The 15,129-nt window shown below is 72.8% G+C and carries 14 protein-coding genes; 4 read left to right on the top strand and 10 right to left on the bottom strand.

The window, feature by feature from the left end; translation table 11 throughout:
• From NOD94_RS34960 to NOD94_RS34970, 3 genes are all read right to left on the bottom strand, one after another.
• The coding region (locus tag NOD94_RS34960) for an ATP-binding protein (RefSeq protein ID WP_281210240.1) at positions 1-1,384 on the bottom strand (1,384 nt) is incomplete at its 3' end.
• Between the two features lie 241 nt (positions 1,385-1,625).
• Positions 1,626-3,407 carry a S8 family serine peptidase gene (locus NOD94_RS34965; protein ID WP_281210253.1) on the bottom strand — a complete coding sequence of 594 codons (1,782 nt, stop codon included), beginning with the start codon at positions 3,405-3,407 and terminating at the stop codon, positions 1,626-1,628.
• A 456-nt stretch (positions 3,408-3,863) separates the two neighbouring features.
• The gene (locus NOD94_RS34970) at positions 3,864-4,598 is read right to left on the bottom strand and encodes a DUF1838 family protein (RefSeq protein WP_281210241.1); all 735 of its coding nucleotides are present in this window, start codon (positions 4,596-4,598) and stop codon (positions 3,864-3,866) included.
• Between the two features lie 311 nt (positions 4,599-4,909).
• Here NOD94_RS34970 and NOD94_RS34975 point away from each other — a divergent pair, with 311 nt between their 5' ends.
• The 3 genes from NOD94_RS34975 (at position 4,910) to NOD94_RS34985 (ending at position 7,371) form a co-directional block, all read left to right on the top strand.
• Complete coding sequence (locus NOD94_RS34975; protein WP_281210242.1) at positions 4,910-5,893, top strand: DUF1996 domain-containing protein; 984 nt, start codon at positions 4,910-4,912, stop codon at positions 5,891-5,893.
• A 141-nt stretch (positions 5,894-6,034) separates the two neighbouring features.
• Entirely contained in the window at positions 6,035-6,637 is a 603-nt protein-coding gene (locus NOD94_RS34980; RefSeq protein ID WP_281210243.1) for a sigma-70 family RNA polymerase sigma factor, read from the top strand.
• Positions 6,634-7,371, top strand: coding sequence for a zf-HC2 domain-containing protein (locus NOD94_RS34985; RefSeq protein WP_281210244.1), 738 nt, complete (start codon positions 6,634-6,636; stop codon positions 7,369-7,371). Before NOD94_RS34980 ends, NOD94_RS34985 begins: the two co-directional genes overlap by 4 nt.
• Positions 7,372-7,799: 428 nt before the next feature.
• On the opposite strand, the gene NOD94_RS34990 is transcribed toward NOD94_RS34985, so the two are convergent.
• The 7 genes from NOD94_RS34990 to NOD94_RS35020 all read right to left on the bottom strand — a co-directional run bounded on the left by NOD94_RS34990 (position 7,800) and on the right by NOD94_RS35020 (position 14,085).
• On the bottom strand, positions 7,800-8,531 hold the full coding sequence (locus tag NOD94_RS34990; RefSeq protein ID WP_281210245.1) for a hypothetical protein: 732 nt from the start codon (positions 8,529-8,531) through the stop codon (positions 7,800-7,802).
• Between the two features lie 124 nt (positions 8,532-8,655).
• The gene (locus NOD94_RS34995; protein ID WP_281210246.1) at positions 8,656-9,894 is read right to left on the bottom strand and encodes a cytochrome P450; all 1,239 of its coding nucleotides are present in this window, start codon (positions 9,892-9,894) and stop codon (positions 8,656-8,658) included.
• Positions 9,891-11,120, bottom strand: a complete 1,230-nt coding sequence (locus NOD94_RS35000; RefSeq protein WP_281210247.1) for a cytochrome P450 — start codon at positions 11,118-11,120, stop codon at positions 9,891-9,893. The genes NOD94_RS34995 and NOD94_RS35000 overlap by 4 nt, the downstream gene beginning before the upstream one ends.
• Positions 11,117-11,752, bottom strand: a complete 636-nt coding sequence (locus NOD94_RS35005; protein ID WP_281210248.1) for an ATP/GTP-binding protein — start codon at positions 11,750-11,752, stop codon at positions 11,117-11,119. Before NOD94_RS35005 ends, NOD94_RS35000 begins: the two co-directional genes overlap by 4 nt.
• On the bottom strand, positions 11,733-12,086 hold the full coding sequence (locus NOD94_RS35010) for a DUF742 domain-containing protein (RefSeq protein ID WP_281210249.1): 354 nt from the start codon (positions 12,084-12,086) through the stop codon (positions 11,733-11,735). The genes NOD94_RS35005 and NOD94_RS35010 overlap by 20 nt, the downstream gene beginning before the upstream one ends.
• Complete coding sequence (locus tag NOD94_RS35015) at positions 12,083-12,484, bottom strand: roadblock/LC7 domain-containing protein (RefSeq protein ID WP_281210250.1); 402 nt, start codon at positions 12,482-12,484, stop codon at positions 12,083-12,085. Before NOD94_RS35015 ends, NOD94_RS35010 begins: the two co-directional genes overlap by 4 nt.
• The gene (locus NOD94_RS35020; RefSeq protein ID WP_281210251.1) at positions 12,481-14,085 is read right to left on the bottom strand and encodes an ATP-binding protein; all 1,605 of its coding nucleotides are present in this window, start codon (positions 14,083-14,085) and stop codon (positions 12,481-12,483) included. Before NOD94_RS35020 ends, NOD94_RS35015 begins: the two co-directional genes overlap by 4 nt.
• 232 nt (positions 14,086-14,317) lie before the next feature.
• On the opposite strand from NOD94_RS35020, the gene NOD94_RS35025 reads away from it, so the two are divergent.
• A partial coding sequence (locus NOD94_RS35025; RefSeq protein WP_281210252.1) for a hypothetical protein occupies positions 14,318-15,129 on the top strand: 812 nt, incomplete at its 3' end.

Raw genomic sequence — 15,129 nt, forward strand, 5'->3', positions numbered from 1 at the left:
CCCCCCCCTTTTTTAATGATACGGCGACCACCCAGATATACACTTGCTGTAACACTCTTCCCATCCACGACGCTCTTCCGATCTTGGCCCGGCGGGCGAGGTCGGCGCGGCCGGCCCAGCCGGCGTCCTCGGCGGCGCCGACGAGGCGGGCGAGTTCCTCCCGGGGCAGGCCGGCGGGGGTGCGTTCGGCCGCGAGCAGCCCGAGTTCCGCGGCGAGGGCGCGCTGGCCGCGGCGGCGGCACGAGTCGGCGGCGGCGGTGATCTCGGCCGCGAGCCCGGCGTCGGGGAGGTCGACGGCGAGCGCCCGGTGGCGGACGGCCTGCACCGGGTCGTCGACGGCGTCGGCGAGGGCGGCGTGCCCGGCGGAGCGTTCGGGCCAGCCGGCGTCGGCGGCGAGCGCCGTCGCGACGGCGCCCGCGGTGAAGGCGACCGCCCCGTCCTCCCCGACGGTGACCAGCCCGGCGCGTTCGGCCTCGGCGAGTTCGGCCTCCGCGTCGGGTCGGCCGGCGCGGCGCAGCAGGGCGGTGGTGGGGCGGGCGGTGAGGGCGGCGAGGAGCAGGGTGCGGCGGGCCCGGGCGGGTGCTTCGGCGAGGAGGCGGCGGGCGACATCCCGGGCCTGGCCGGAGACGGGCAGGGTGTCGGCGTGGTGGGCGCAGCCGTCGCGGGCGCCGGCGGCTTCGGCGAGGGAGTGCCCGAGGGCGAGGGCGAGCCGCGGGTTTCCGCCGCTGGCCTGGTGGATGCGGCCGGCGAGGCGGGCGGGCAGGTCGTGGCGCAGCAGCAGCTCGGCCACCTCGTCGGCGCCGAGCGGGGGGACGCGTACGGTCGGGGTGCCGGGGCCGCAGAGGGGTTCGGCGACGGGGGTTCCGGCGTGGACGCACTCGGCCGCGAGGACCCGTACTCGTGGCGGGGTGAGGCGCAGGGCGAACCGGAGCAGATCGGTGGTTTCCGCGTCGAGCCACTGGGCGTTGTCGAGCACGAGGAGGACCGGGCCGGCGGCGGCCAGGGTGCGGAGCACCTCGACGAGGGCGAGCCGTAGCGCGACGTGGTCGCGGCCCGCTCGCGGCGCGTCGGTCTCGCGGCGCAGGTGGGCGATGGCGGTGCGCTGGGGTCCGGCGAGCCGGTCGAGCGCGGCGCGGGGCACGGTGGCGAGGAGGGCGGCGGCGGAGGCCTCGGGTATCCACCGGTCCGCGGCTTCGGGGGCGAGGAGGAGCACGGTTTCGCGCCGGCCCTCGGCGGCGGCCGCGACGGCTCGCGCCACCTCGGTCTTGCCCGCCCCGGCGGGTCCGGTGAGGACGGCGCGGCCGTGCGTGGTCAGCGCCCGGTCGACCGCCTCGAGCAGCTCACTGTGTCCGACGTTCGCGTCAGCGTTCCCCGTCGCCGCCACGCCACCAGCCTTTCGGTCCCCGGTCCTGTGCCTTTCCTGTGAGACGCGACAATACGAGGTCGACCGCCGGACGGACCCGGATTGTGACGCAGAATTCAGTCGGGCGACAGGAAAGCACGACGGACCTGCCGGTACGGGAGGTACCGGCAGGTCCGCGCGCTGGGATGGTCCGTACCATCGGCCCGTCAGGACGGAGTTGGGGGGCTCCGTCGGGGCCGGGGGGACCGGGGTCCGGTGCGGGTCAGAAGCCGAGGCTCCAGGAGTCGATCTTGCCGGTGTCGCCGCCGGCGTTGTCGTTGACGCGCAGCTTCCAGGTGCCGTTCGCGACCTCGGTGGAGGCGTTGACGGTGTAGGTCTGGTTGATGTTGTCGGTGCTGCCACCGGCGCGGTTGTGGACCGTGTAGACGGAGCCGTCGGGGGCGACGAGGTCGACCTTCAGGTCACCGATGTAGGTGTGGGCGATGTTCACGCCGACCTTGAGGGCCGCCGGCGCGTTGCCCGCGACACCGCTGACCGCGATGGAGCTCTCGACCGTGGTGTTGTCACCGATGGCGACGTCCGCGGTGTTCTCGAAGGACGGGGTGGTGGGCGTCGTGGAGGTCACGGCGTTCACCGTCGCGGTCGCGTCGGCGAGACCGGCGCCGCAGCCGCCGGTGCAGGTGCCGGCCAGCGGGCGGGCGTTGGACTTGATCGCCGCCTCGATCTGGGCCGGGGTCAGGGAGCTCTTCGCCGACTTCATGAGGGCGGCGAGGCCCGCGATGTGCGGGGCGGCCATGCTGGTGCCCTGGTAGGGCTTGTAGGACTCGGCGCCGGGGGTCGTGGTGCCGGCGTTCAGGGTGGAGAGGATCGCGTTCTCGGGGGTGGTGACGGTGCCGGGCGTGTCGGTGGCGCGGCGGGTCTCACCGCCCGGGGCGGCGATGTCGATGATCGTGCCGAAGTTGGAGTAGTACGAACGGTCACCGGCGCGGTTGGTCGACGCCACGTTGATCACGTTGTTGCAGCTGGCCGGGGAGAAGCCGGACGCGTTCGCGTTGCTGTTGCCCGCAGCGACGACGACGGTCGTGCCGCGGCCGACGGCCGCGTTGATGGCGTTCTGGTAGCTGGTGCCGCAGGTGCCCGAGCCGCCGAGGCTCATGTTGATGACCTTGGCCGGGGTGGCGTTGGCCGGGACGCCCGCGACGGTGCCGCCCGAGGCCCAGGTGATGGCGTCGACGATGTCCGAGGTGGCGCCGCCGCACTTGCCGAGCACGCGGACGGGCTGGATCTTCGCGCCGTACGCGATGCCGGCGACGCCCTTGGAGTTGTTGGTGGCCGCGGCGATGGTGCCCGCGACGTGGGTGCCGTGCCAGGAGGAGGTGCTGGCCTTGGAACCGACGCCGCACTCGCCGTCGGTGGCGTTCCAGTCGCCCTCGTCGGCCGGGTTGTTGTCGCGGCCGTTGCCGTCACGGGCCTCGGAGGAGGTCGAGATGAAGTCGTAGCCGGCGACGACGTTCGGGGCGAGGTCCGAGTGGGCCACGTAGCCGGTGTCGATCACGGCGACGGTGACGCCGGAGCCGGTGGTCTTGTCCCAGGCGGCCGGCACGTTCATGCCGGCGGTGGGCTCGAAGAGGTCCCACTGCTTGGCGTACTCGGTGTCGTTCGGGGTGACGGCCATGGCGTAGGCGCGGGTGTCCGGCTCGACGTAGGCGACGTCGGGGTCGGCGCGGAACTGGGCCATCACGCCGGCGGCGTCGGCCGGGGCGACCGATCCGCCCAGGTTGACGAGGGCGGCACCGGTGCCGAGGCGGCGGTCGAACTTCGCCTTCTTGCCGGCCTTCTTGCCCTTCGCGGCGGCGTCGTCCGCGGCCGCGGTGTTGGAACTGGCCTCGGAGGCCGAGGACTTGTATCCGACGATGAGGTTCTCGACCGGCGCGCCGGCGGGCGCGGCGGGAGCCGCGGCGGCCGGGAGGGAGGTGGCCGGGTCGTTCTCGGCGGTCACGGCCACCGAAGCGGTCGCGGAGCCGGCGAGGAGGGTGACGGACATGGCCACCACGGATATGAGCCTGCTGCGTCTGGATGCGTGCACGGTGTTCCCTTTCGAGGGCCGTTTCCGGGCAGGCCGGAGCGGCCGGTCGGTGCAGTGTGGGAGGTGAACCGGCGGCCACGGGGCCCGGGGCGGACTGGTCAGTCCCCGCCCCGGCCACCGCCGCGCGCCGCGTTGCCCGGCCGCGACGGCGGGGCAGGGCAACGGCGGTCCCGGCGGTCCGCGGTCCCGTACCGCTTCACGCCATGTGGGGTTGGCGCGGGGGCGGTTCGGGACCGGAGGATCGCCGGTGGGCAGACAGTAGGCAACGCGGAGATGAACCCGATACGGGGAAAACCCTTGTCCGGACCCCTACGCCACCGCCCCCGTCCCCGGTGCGGCCGGGGACGGGGGCGGTGGTGGGGTGGTGGTGGGGCCGGTGCGGGACGGGGGTCGACCGGGGTTACCGCGGGTCGGTCACCGCGGGTCGAGCCGGCGGAAGTAGGTCCAGCTGGACTCGTTCGGTTCGGTCCACTTCCGCGGCGCCGAGGCGAACTCGGGGTGCCGGGCGGCGATGTACGCGCGGGTGCGTTCGGGGACCTCGTCGTACGATCCGAGCTTCGTGCCGCGGCAGTGGAAGGCGAGCCCACCGGGGCGTTGTCCCTGCTCCATCCAGGGGAGCCAGGGGGACATCCGCATCCAGGACATGGTCGCGGGGACGCTGGGCGCGTCCCCGGCGAGGGCCTCGGCGGGGGCGAAGAACTGGAAGAGCTCCAGGGCCCGGTAGGTGTCGGAGGCGGAGTTCAGCGGGTAGTCGGCGACGGGCAGCGGGGAGGGGTACGCGAGGGGGATCTCCAGGCTGAAGCAGACCTGGTCGCCGAGCTCGGTGCGCGGGACGGGGAAGGGCCGCAGGGTGAGGTTCGCCGGGTCGTTCCACACGTGCACCACGGGCTTTTCCTGCCAGGTCTCCAGGATCTCTCGACTCGTCGGGTCGAGGTAGAAGGCGGCCTCGCGGGAGAGCATCCGGTAGCCGCCCGTCTCCTCGTCGGCCTCCAGCCGGGCGACGTTGAGGCCCTCGAAGCCGAAGGTCCTGACGTAGGGCCCGTCGGGGGACCAGGAGTGGACGTCGCCGGTCCACCAGAAGGTGACCTCGGCTCCGTCGAGGGAGGCACGGGTGCGTGCGAAGTCGTGCAGGAGTTCAGCCGGTGTCATACGGAGAACTCTGCGCGGCCGCCCGGCGGGCCTGCAAGGCGCTCTCCGGCCGTCCGGGTGCGCCGGGGAGGATCCGGGGCCCGGAAGCGGCGTACGGGGCGCCGGGGCGGGTCCGCGGGCCGTGGGAGCGGGGGCGGGGTGCGGGGTGCGGAGGTGCGGCCGATGCCGGTCGCTCCCGGGTCCGAACCGTCGCCCGGGAAAGGTTCCGGGGGCTTCGGGAGCACACCGGACGAGACCTACAATCACACGGGGCTCCCGTCGTGCGGACCCCCCGTTGACGACCGTACGGAGCACCGGCAACCGTGACCGCCATGGCGAATGAACACCGACCGCTGTGGCTCCTCGTCTGCCTGCTGCTCGGCACCGGGCTGGTCGCCGCCGTCCTCGGCGCCACACGGGCCGCCGGCCCGCACCACGGGGAGGTGGCGGGCGCGTACGTGGACATACGCGAGGTGCCGCGCGAGGCCGCGCCCCCGACCCCCACGGGCCCGGAGGGCTCCCCGGGCACGGTGACCGTGGACTGCGGCCGCAACGCGGAGGGCCACTACAACGAGGACAACCTGGTGGTGTCCCCGGGCCTGCGGGCCGGCGCCCACCACACGCACGCGTACGTCGGGAACCTGTCCACCGACGCCCTGTCGGACGACGCCTCGCTGGACGCGGCCGCCACGAGCTGCGTCGGCGGCGACCGTTCCACCTACTACTGGCCGGTGCTGCGCCGCCTCGACCGGCCGGGGGACCGTGCCCACGAGAGTTCGGCCGGGCACGGCAACACCGGCGAGATCCTCCCCGAAGCGGCGGTGAGCGTCGAGTTCCGCGGGAGCCCGGTGAGCAAGGTGGTGCCGATGCCCCGCTTCCTGCGGGCGATCACCGGCGACGCCGTCGCTTACACGGCGGGTACGGACGCGGACGTACGGGCCCGCTGGGGCTGTTCCGGTTTCCCCGACCGCTCGACGACCGACTATCCGCGGTGCCCGGCCGGGAGCCTCGTCACCCGGACGCTGGTCTTCCCCAGTTGCTGGAACGGGCTGGACACCAGCGCGCCCGGCCACCGCTCGCACCTGCGCTTCCCCTCCGCGCAAGGGGTGTGCCCGCAGAACACCTTCCCCGTGCCCGAGCTGCGCGTCTCGCTCTCCTATCCGGTGGCGTCGGGGATCCCGATCGCCCTCGACTCCTTCCCGGAGCAGCGGCACAGCCCGCGCACGGACCACGCCATGTTCGTGAACGTGATGACCGACGAGCGGATGCGGGAGGTCGTCGGCTGCCTCAACGAGGGCCGCGTCTGCCGGACCTGAGGATCCCGCCGCACGCCCCGCCCGCACGCCCCGCCCGCCACGCCCGCCGCGCCCCGAGTGACGCACCTCACGTGAACCATCCGTCCGCCCCCGGCGTGTTCCGACCGCACCACGTAACACGAGGAGGACGGAGAGGGTGAGATGGCCGGACCACTGTGGCCCCGCACTCGGCGGGGCTCGACCGACGAAGCACTGATCAGGACGGTCTACGAGGAGCACGGCCACGCCCTGCTCGCGTACGCGACGCGGCTGACCGGGGACCGGGCCGCCGCCGAGGACATCGTCCAGGAGACGCTGATCCGGGCTTGGCGGCATTCCGAGGTCCTCGTCAACGGGAAGGGCTCGGTGCGCGGCTGGCTGCTCACGGTGGCCCGCAACATCATCACCGACCGGTACCGGGCCAAGGCCGCCCGACCGGCGGAGGTGTCCGGCTCGTCGGCGGCGCCGCCGGTGGAGCTCGACCACGCCGACTCGGTGGTGGACTCCATGACCGTGCTCGGCGCGCTCGACCGGCTCACCCCGGAACACAGGGACGTACTGACGGAGTTGTACTACCGCCAACGCAGCGTGACCGAGGCGGCCGACCGCCTCGGGATACCTGCGGGGACGGTGAAGTCGCGCGCGCACTACGCCCTCAAGGCGCTGCGCGAGGTGTTCTCGGACAGCGGCAGGGACGACAGCAAGGACAGACGATCAGCCCGGCCGCCCCAGCAGCCCGGCGGACTGCGGGAGGTGGTGGCATGAACCGGCAGCGGCACGAGGAGGAACTGCTCGGACCGTACGTGCTCGGTGTCCTGGACGAGGATGACGTGCGGCGGGTCGAGGAGCACCTCGGCACCTGCTCGGGGTGCCGTGAGGAGGTGACGGCTTTGCGCGAGTTGGAGAGCGTACTGGGCGAGGTGCCCGAGGAGGCGTTCCTCGACGGTCCCCCGCAGGGCGGCGACCTGCTGCTCCAGCGGACCCTGCGGCAGGTCCGCGGTGAGCGGGCCGCGGCCTCGCGGCGGCGCATCGCGTTCGTCTCGGTGGCTGCGGCGGCCTCGATGGCGGCCGTGTTCTGGGCCGGTACCCGGCTCGGAGGGGACGCCGGCCCCGGCGTCGCGTTGCCTCCGCCGCCGTCCCCGAGCGTGTCGGCGGCGCCCTCTCCCCCGGTGGCGGGCACGAGGGTCGCCTCGGCGACGGACCGGGGCACGGGCGCGCGGATGACCGTACAGGTGACGCCGGCCCCGAAGTGGGTGCGGGTGCACGTGGCCGTGACGGGGCTGCCGCCGGGCGAGCGCTGCCGGCTGGTCGTGGTCGCCCGGGACGGTACGAGGACGACCGCGGGCGGCTGGGTCGTGGGTACGGCCGAGCATGGCGAGGGCAAGGGCGCCTCGCTGGACGGCACCGCGGCGGTGGATCCCGCGCAGGTGAAGGAGGTCCTCGTCGAGAACGAGGCGGGGCGGACCTTCGTGTCCGTGCCGGTGCCCGCGCCCGCGTAGCGGAGGCGGGAAGCGTTCCCCGGCCTCCGGGCCGGGGACGTGACGGAGCCCGGGAGCATGTCCAGCTCCCGGGCTCCTGTTTGCCACCCAATTGCGCACACCGGCTGCGTTTAAGAGCCAGGGATCATGTTGAGGCCGACGTGTTCTACCTTTGAACTACCGCGCCACGGAAGAGGCGCAGGAGGGACTTGAACCCCCATCCGTCGGTGATCGTCCCGGCCCGGTCGATCCGGTGTTCGGCGGCGAATACTGAGACTGGAGCGATAATCTGAATTTGAGAGGGGCCGCCTGTACCAGCTTGGGCCACCCCGGCATGTGGTGCCGGGGGAGGGATTCGAACCCTCAAATGACACCCCTGTTTCAGCTTCAACATCAGTTTCAGCTTGCGCTCTCGCGCACCCCCTGCGACACAGGGGGCGATCTCGGGGCTACCTGAACAGGTAGCCGAACACCGCGTCGCCGACCCGCTCGTCGGTGACCTCGGCGCTGTTGGCCTCCTCGCGGGCGAACTTCACGGCCTGCTGGAGCCGCTCCACCTTGTCGAGGAGCTCGTTGACGCGGCGGGCGGGCAGGGCGCCGGAGAACTTCACGGTGGTCCAGTAGCCGACCGCGACGTCCTCGTAGTACACCTCGACCTGGGCCGGGTGCTTCTCGGTGGCCTCGGCCTTGACGTGGTTGCGCGGCACCTTCTTCGTACGGATGGTGCGCACGGCCTCCGTCTTCCAGGAGTCCGTGGACGGGTCCAGGTTCCAGGATTCCGAGGCGTCGAGGACCGGCAACTTCCGTACGAAGGTGTGCAGGTCGGTCAGCTGCTTCTCCAGGAAGAGCAGGTAGGGCACCGGCACCTGGGCGAGCAGCACGTTCCCGTCGACGACGACGTCCGCCGCCGCGGTGCGGTTCGCCCAGTCCTTGGTGGCCGTGACGTCGAAGAGGCGCGTCAGCGTGGCCGCCGTCGATCGCAGCACGTCCTCCGCCTTGACCTGCACCCGGGTCGACTCGGGCGGCAGTTGCTCGCCCTCCTCGTCCTTGGGCTGGTACGTACGCGAGATGCCGGCCAGCAGGGCGGGCTTCTGCACGTCGTGGTGAGCCTGGGTGAGCTCCTGGAGGGACTTGGACTTGACGCCCTTTTCGACTGCGATGATCTGATTCAGCTTCGGCACGTGATCAACCTAGCAACGCCGTTCGTACGATGGCCATTCGATTTCCGCGACTCGCGGCCCGGCCGGCCGGCGGTGCGGTGCCGCCGGCCCCGCCGGGCGGGCGGGGCCGGGACCGTCGGATCCGCTACGCGGTCAGGTGGACCGGCAGGTCGAAGAGGTCGTTCTGGGTCAGGATCGGCTTGTTGCGCAGTTCCTCGCGGGGCACGGCGAGGCGCAGGTCGGGGAACCGGGCGTAGAGCGCGGGCAGGGCCACCAGGGCCTCCAGCCGGGACAGGGCCGCGCCGGGGCAGACGTGGGGGCCGTGGCCGAACGAGATGTGCCGGTTCGGCGTGCGGGTGACGTCGAACTCGCCGGCAGTCTGCCCGTGTTGGGCCTCGTCACGGCCGAGGGCTCCGAAGGAGACGATCAGGCCCGCTCCCCGGGGCAGGATCCGGTCGCCGACCTCGATGTCCTCGGCGGCGAAGCGGATCAGGACGTGCGAGGTCGGGGTGGCCCAGCGCAGGGTCTCCTCGATGACGTTCTCCCACGGGACCTCGCCCTTCAGGACGAGGGCGCGCTGCTCGGGGTGGGTCTCCAGGGCGACGACGGCGTTGACGATGAGGCTGATCGTGGTCTCGTGGCCCGCCGCGACCATCAGCTGGAGGGTGTTGGTGATCTCCTCGGTGCTGAGGTGGTCGCCGTCCTCGGAGGCCGCGATGAGGGCGCTGGTCAGGTCGTCGCCGGGGTTCTCCCGCTTGGACTCGACGATCCGGGAGAACAGCGCGCCGAGGTCCGCCATCATCTGCGGGACTTCCTCGGGCAGGGTCTGGGTGGAGAAGAACTTCTCGAAGAGGGCCTTCAGGCGCGGGTGTTCGGCGGCGTCCACGCCCATGAGTTCGCTGATGACGTTCATGGGCAGCGGGTACGCGAAGCCGGCCTTCAGGTCGACGCTCTCGCCCGCGGGGCGTTCGGCCAGCGCGTCGAGCATCCGCGTGGTCAGCGCCTCGATGCCGGCCCGCAGCTTCTCCACCCGGCGGACGGTCAGGGCCTGGGCGACCAGGGTGCGCAGGCGGCGGTGTTCGTCGCCGTCGACGGTGAGCATGGAGCGGCCGGGGTTGGCGAGGCCGATCAGCGGCCAGTCCGCGGGTATCTCGCCGCGCTGCCAGGCCCCCCATACGTTGATGTCCTTGACCACTCTGGGGTCGGTCAGGAGTCTTCTGGCCTCGGCGTGGTGCGTGACGGCGTACACGCCGACACCGCCCGGCAGGACGACGGGTACCAGCGGGCCGGTGGCGCGCAGCGCGGCGCTCTCGGCGTCGAGGTCGGTGACGAAGGGGTCCAGGACGAGGGGGGCGGGGCCGGCGTGATCGATCGGGCACGTCATCGGGTGGCTCCAAGGGCGGGGGTCGGGGTGAAGGTCACGGGGAGTTCGGTGAGTCCGCGCAGCCAGGGCGACGGCCGCCGGGTGAGCCCGGCGGCGCGGCCGGCGAGGTCGACGTCCGGGAGCCGGTCGAGGAGGACCTCGATGCCGGTGCGGGCGATGGCCTCGGCGACCTCCTGGGCGGGGAACGGGCAACGGTGTTCGCCGTGACCGAAGGAGAAGAAGGCGTTGTTCCCGCCCGTGAGGGAGCCCGTGTCGGTGCGTACGTGCGGGTCCCCGTTGGCGGCGGCCAGGCCCAGCAGGACCAGGTCGCCGCGGCCGATGTGCTGTCCGCCGAGCTTGGTGTCGCGGGTGGTCCAGCGTCCGGCGACGTTCTGGGTGGGGGTGTCCTCCCAGAGCACTTCGTTCATGGCCTCGCCGACGCTGTGCCGGCCGCCGGCGAGGGAGGCGGCGAACCGGTCGTCGGTGAGCATCAGGCGCAGGGTGTTGCCGATCCAGTCGGCCGTGGGCTGGTGGCCGGCGGCCATCATCACCATGAGGTCCTGCGCGACCTCGTCCATGGTGAAGCCCGCCGTGTTCGCGAGCATGCGGGAGGCTACGTCCGGGCCGGGGTCGGCCTGCTTCGCGGCGAGCAGCGCGTACATCGACTCGCCGAGGTGGCGCTGGCCCTCCAGGGCGCCCGCCCGCCCGTTGATCATGTCGTTCATGGCGGTGACGAGGCCGGGGCCCTGCTCGTCGGAGAACCCGTAGAGGCGGGCGAGGACGCGCAGCGGCAGGAGCATGGCGTACTCGCCGACGAGGTCGCAGGCTCCCCTGCCGCACAGGCCGTCGATCAGTTCGTCGGCGAAGCGTTCGGCGTGGCCCTTGAGTTCGAAGGGGTCGACGGCTTCGAGGGCGCCGGAGATGACGGCGGCGCGTTCGCGGTGGCGTTCGCCCACGGTGTAGAGGATCGACGGCTGCTTGCGGCCGATCATCGGCAGGAGCGGCCAGTCGGTGGGGATGGCGTCCCACTGGTTCCACAGGTCGGAGTCGCGGGAGAAGAGCTGCGGGTCGCTGGTGACCTGGTGCAGTTCGCGGTAGCCGAGGACCAGCCAGGCCGGGACGTCCCCGTCCAGCACGACCGGGGCCACGGCGCCGTGGTCGCGGCGCATCTCCCGGTACAGCTCGATGGGGTCGGTCTGGAAGCGGGGGCCGCCGAGGTAGACGGGCTGGGGCTCGGGGGTGGTCACGGGGTGGGCTCCGGGATCGTGTGCAGGACGGCCGTCTGGTGGCGCTGGAGGTGCTGGAGGTGCTCGACGAGGGAGATGAGCACCTGCTTGCTGGAGGCGCGCGAGCGGGCGTCGCAGAACAGCAGGGGCACCTCGGGGGGCAGGTCGAGCGCCTCCCGGATCTGCTCGGGCGTGTGGGAGGGGCCGCCGAAGTCGTTGCAGGCGACCACGAAGGGGGTGCCGTGGTGTTCGAGGCGGTCGATGGCGTACCAGGAGTCCGCGAGCCGGCGGGTGTCCACCAGGACGACGGCGCCCAGGGTGCCGGAGAACAACCGGTCCCAGAGGAACCAGAAGCGTTCCTGTCCGGGGGCGCCGAACAGGTAGAGCACGTTGTGGGCGTCGAGGGTGATGCGTCCGAAGTCGAAGGCCACCGTGGTGGCGGTCTTCGCGCCGACTCCGGAGGTGTCGTCGACGGCCTCGCCCGCCTTGGTCATCGTCTCCTCGGTGTTCAGCGGACGGATCTCGCTGACCGAGCGGACCATGGTGGTCTTGCCGACGCCGAAGCCGCCCACGATGACGATCTTCAGGCCGTTGTCGGCGGTGCTGCTGAGCGTCTGTCGGGGCGTGCCCCGGTCAGAGGTTGCGGAGTCCAACGAGCACCTGCTCCAGGATGTCGAGGTCGGGAAGGAGGTACGTCGAACGCGGGTGCCGGGCACTGATGCGCCCGGTCCCGAGCAGGTCGGCGAGGAGGATCCGCACGATGGACACCGGCAGGCCGAGCTCGGCCGCGATCTCCACGACGGCGGTCGGGAACCGGCACATCCGCAGGATCGCGGCGTGCTCGGACTGCATGCCGGGCACGGGGTCGCACTCCGTGACCACCAGGGTCACGAGGTCGAACGCGTCCGAACCGGAGCGGCTGCGGCCGCCGGTGAGGGTGTAGAGCCGGTCCGGGGAGTCGTCCCGGCCCGGCCTGCCGCGGCTCAACCCCGGGGCCTGGCGATCAGATGTTCGCTCAGCTGCTCGACCAGTTCGGACATGTTGTGGCCGACGAAGCCGGCGTCGGCCTCCTCGTCGGCGACCAGCGCGAGGTGCGCGCCCTCGCCGGCCTCGACGATGAAGAGGATCCCGCCGTAGAACTCGGCCATCGCGGAACGGACTCCGCCGGTGCCGTCGCCGAACTCGATGGAGGCGCCGTGGGACAGGCTCTGGATGCCGGCGGCGATGGCGGCGAGTTGGTCGGCCTGGTCGACGGAGAGCTCGGGGGTGCGGCACAGCTTCAAGCCGTCGCGGGACAGCACGAGGGCGTGCCGGGCGCCGGGGGTGCGCTCCAGGAGTCCTTCCAGGAGCCAGCTGAGCGTCTCGTCGGTGGTGGTGCCGGTCATCGCGTGTTGCCTTCCGGGTGCGGGGGGTTCGGTGGCTGCTGCGCCGAGTTGCCGCGCACGGCCTGGCGGAAGCTGCCGAAGCGGGCGGCGGACTGGGACGCGCCGGTGGGGGCGGCCGGGTTGCGGGCCGCCGCTCCTGCGGCGTCGGGGCCCTCGGGGTGGGCGGCGGCCATGGTCCGGCCGCGCCGCCTCCGGGGCAGTCCGCTCTCGCCGATCACCGGGTTCCGGCCGGTGGATTCGGAATCCTCGGTGCCGGTGGCGGGGTCCTCGGCGTCGGCCGGGCCCTGCGTCCGGGGGCCACGCTCCCGCGCGGGCGCCGCGCCCTCGGGCTCCACGGGGCCGTGGTGGGCGGGCTCCGCCTCCGGGACGACCGCGGGTGCGGGCAGGGCCGCGAGAGCCGGGGCGGCCGGAGCGGCCACGAGGGCCGGGGCGGGCAGGGCCTCGGCGGCGGTTCGGCTGATCAGCTCCTGCGGCAGCATCATGAGCGCGCCGGTACCGCCGCGCGCGGAGGGCCGGAAGGAGACGGTCAGCCCGTGCTTGCGGGCGAGACGACCCACGACGGCGAGCCCGAGGCGGGTGCCCGAGAGCCCGGCCAGGTCCAGCGACTCGGCGGTCACGGCCTGTTCGGCGCGGCGCAGCTGGACCTCGCTCATCACGAGGCCGCTGTCCTCGACGGTGATGATGACGCCCGCCGGGACCTCCTCCACGTAGACGTGGACCTCGGCGTTGGGCGGCGAGAAGTTCGCGGCGTTGTCGAGGAGCTCCGCGAGGGCGTGCATGACGCCCTCGGCGGCGTGTCCGGCGACGGCGGCCTCGCTGGTGGAGTGCAGACGTACGCGCTGGTAGCCGCCGATGCGGCCCATGGCGCCGCGCAGGATGGACTCCATGACGATCGGCTTCGCCCAGCGGCGGCCCGAGCGGGCTCCGGTGAGGACGGCGATGGAGTCGGCGAGGCGGCCCGCCTGGGCGGTGCGGTGGTCGAGGTGGAGCAGGTCTCCGAGGACGTCCTCGTCGGCGTGCCGGTGCTCCATGTCGCGCAGGTCGGCGAGCATTCCGGTGGCGAGCGCCTGCATCCGGCCGGCGGCGTTGGCCGCGGCGGCCATGGCGGCGGCGCGGCCGGAGCGGGCGCGCCGCAGTTCCTCGCCGAGGCGCTCGCGGGAGGCCAGCTGGGCGGAGGTCATCCGGTCGAGCTCGGCGGCGTGGGAGGCCGTCAGGTGCTCGCGGTCCGCGGCCCGCGCCGTGGTCAGCCGCTCCACTTCGGCGGCGTGCTCGCCGACGAGGCGGGTGCGCTCGGCCGTCCGGGCCGCCGTCTCCCGGGTCGCCTCGGCGGTGAGGCGGGCGAGGTGCGCGTCGCGGTCGGCGAGTTCACGGGTGAGGGCGGTGAGCCGGCCCCGCAGCAGGCGGGATCCGCGCAGGGTCCAGGTGAGGGCGCAGGCCGCGACCGAGAGCACCAGTGAGCCGGACGCGGAGAACCAACCGAGTGGTTCACGGACCGACGTCGGGGCCGCGGCCACCGCCGCCATGGAGAGGGCTCCGGTGGCCACTGCCGTGATCAGCAGGGCGAGCACAGCGGGGCGAAGGGGGGAAGGCGACGCCGTCATCAATCAAAGCCTCAAACCGGGCGTATATGGAAGAGAGGGTTCCTGTGGCAACGAGGGACAACTATAAGAGGATTGCTGATCGTTTAGGAAAGGTCTTGACGGAAGTCACGCTATGTAGCGCCCACTAAGGACAGGTCTGGAGCGGTTTTGGGGCTATGGCATGGCATCCTGTGACGTCACAACTCGCCGGACGGGATCGGCGGCGGACGTCCGGGGAATATGGGGAAGGTCCATGAGGCTCTGCTTCCTGGTGGAGGAGCACTACCGCCACGACGGCATGCCGAACGAGGTGATCCGGCAACTGACCTCCTGGGGCCACCGGGTCGACGTCGTACGGCCGGGCGGCTCGCTGCTGCGCATGGCCGAGGTCGTGCGGGCCGGCGTGCACGACGCCTGGGTCCTCAAGACCGTGTCCGGCGGCCCGGGACTCACCCTCCTGGAGGCCGCCGCGGCCACCGGCACGACCACGATCAACGACGCCCGCTCGATCCGCGGCGTACGGGACAAGGCCCTCGCCGCCGCCCTCGGCAGTGCGCACGGCCTGCCGATGCCGGCCACCTACGCGGTGGCCCGGCCCGAACTGCTGGCGGAGGTACCGGACTCGGAGTACCCCCTCGTCGTCAAGCCCGCCGACGGCAGCTCCGGCCGCGCCGTGCACCTCGTACCGTCCCCGGACCGGCTCGCGGAACTGCTCCCCGTCCTCGCGGGCGAGGGCATGCTCATCGCCCAGCCGTACGTGCCCAACCCCGGCACCGACATCAAGGTGTACTGCGTCGACGGGGAACTGTTCGCCACCGAACGTTGCTCGCCCCTGCACCCGGACCCGGCCGTGCGCGAGCGCCGGGTGCCGCTGCCGGCCGAGGTCGCGGCGATCGCCGCCCGGGTGGGCGCGGTGTACGGGCTCGACCTCTACGGGGTGGACGTGCTGCTGGGCCCCGACGGGCCGGTGGTGGTCGACGTGAACGACTTCCCGAGCTTCCGTCAGGTCCCGGACGCCGCAGCCCGGGTGGCGCGGGCCGTACTCGCGCTGGCCCGCGCGGGCGG

It is taken from the genome of Streptomyces sp. Isolate_45, from assembly GCF_024721315.2.
In the GTDB taxonomy this organism is placed as follows: Bacteria; Actinomycetota; Actinomycetes; order Streptomycetales; family Streptomycetaceae; genus Streptomyces.

Bases quoted from the DNA above. Each gene is read 5' to 3' on its own strand.
- NOD94_RS34995 (WP_281210246.1), bottom strand. From the start codon at position 9,894: ATGACGTGCCCGATCGATCACGCCGGCCCCGCCCCCCTCGTCCTGGAC.
- NOD94_RS35020 (WP_281210251.1), bottom strand. From the start codon at position 14,085: ATGACGGCGTCGCCTTCCCCCCTTCGCCCCGCTGTGCTCGCCCTGCTG.
- NOD94_RS35015 (WP_281210250.1), bottom strand. From the start codon at position 12,484: ATGACCGGCACCACCACCGACGAGACGCTCAGCTGGCTCCTGGAAGGA.
- NOD94_RS34980 (WP_281210243.1), top strand. From the start codon at position 6,035: ATGGCCGGACCACTGTGGCCCCGCACTCGGCGGGGCTCGACCGACGAA.
- NOD94_RS34975 (WP_281210242.1), top strand. From the start codon at position 4,910: ATGGCGAATGAACACCGACCGCTGTGGCTCCTCGTCTGCCTGCTGCTC.
- NOD94_RS34985 (WP_281210244.1), top strand. From the start codon at position 6,634: ATGAACCGGCAGCGGCACGAGGAGGAACTGCTCGGACCGTACGTGCTC.
- NOD94_RS34970 (WP_281210241.1), bottom strand. From the start codon at position 4,598: ATGACACCGGCTGAACTCCTGCACGACTTCGCACGCACCCGTGCCTCC.
- NOD94_RS34965 (WP_281210253.1), bottom strand. From the start codon at position 3,407: ATGTCCGTCACCCTCCTCGCCGGCTCCGCGACCGCTTCGGTGGCCGTG.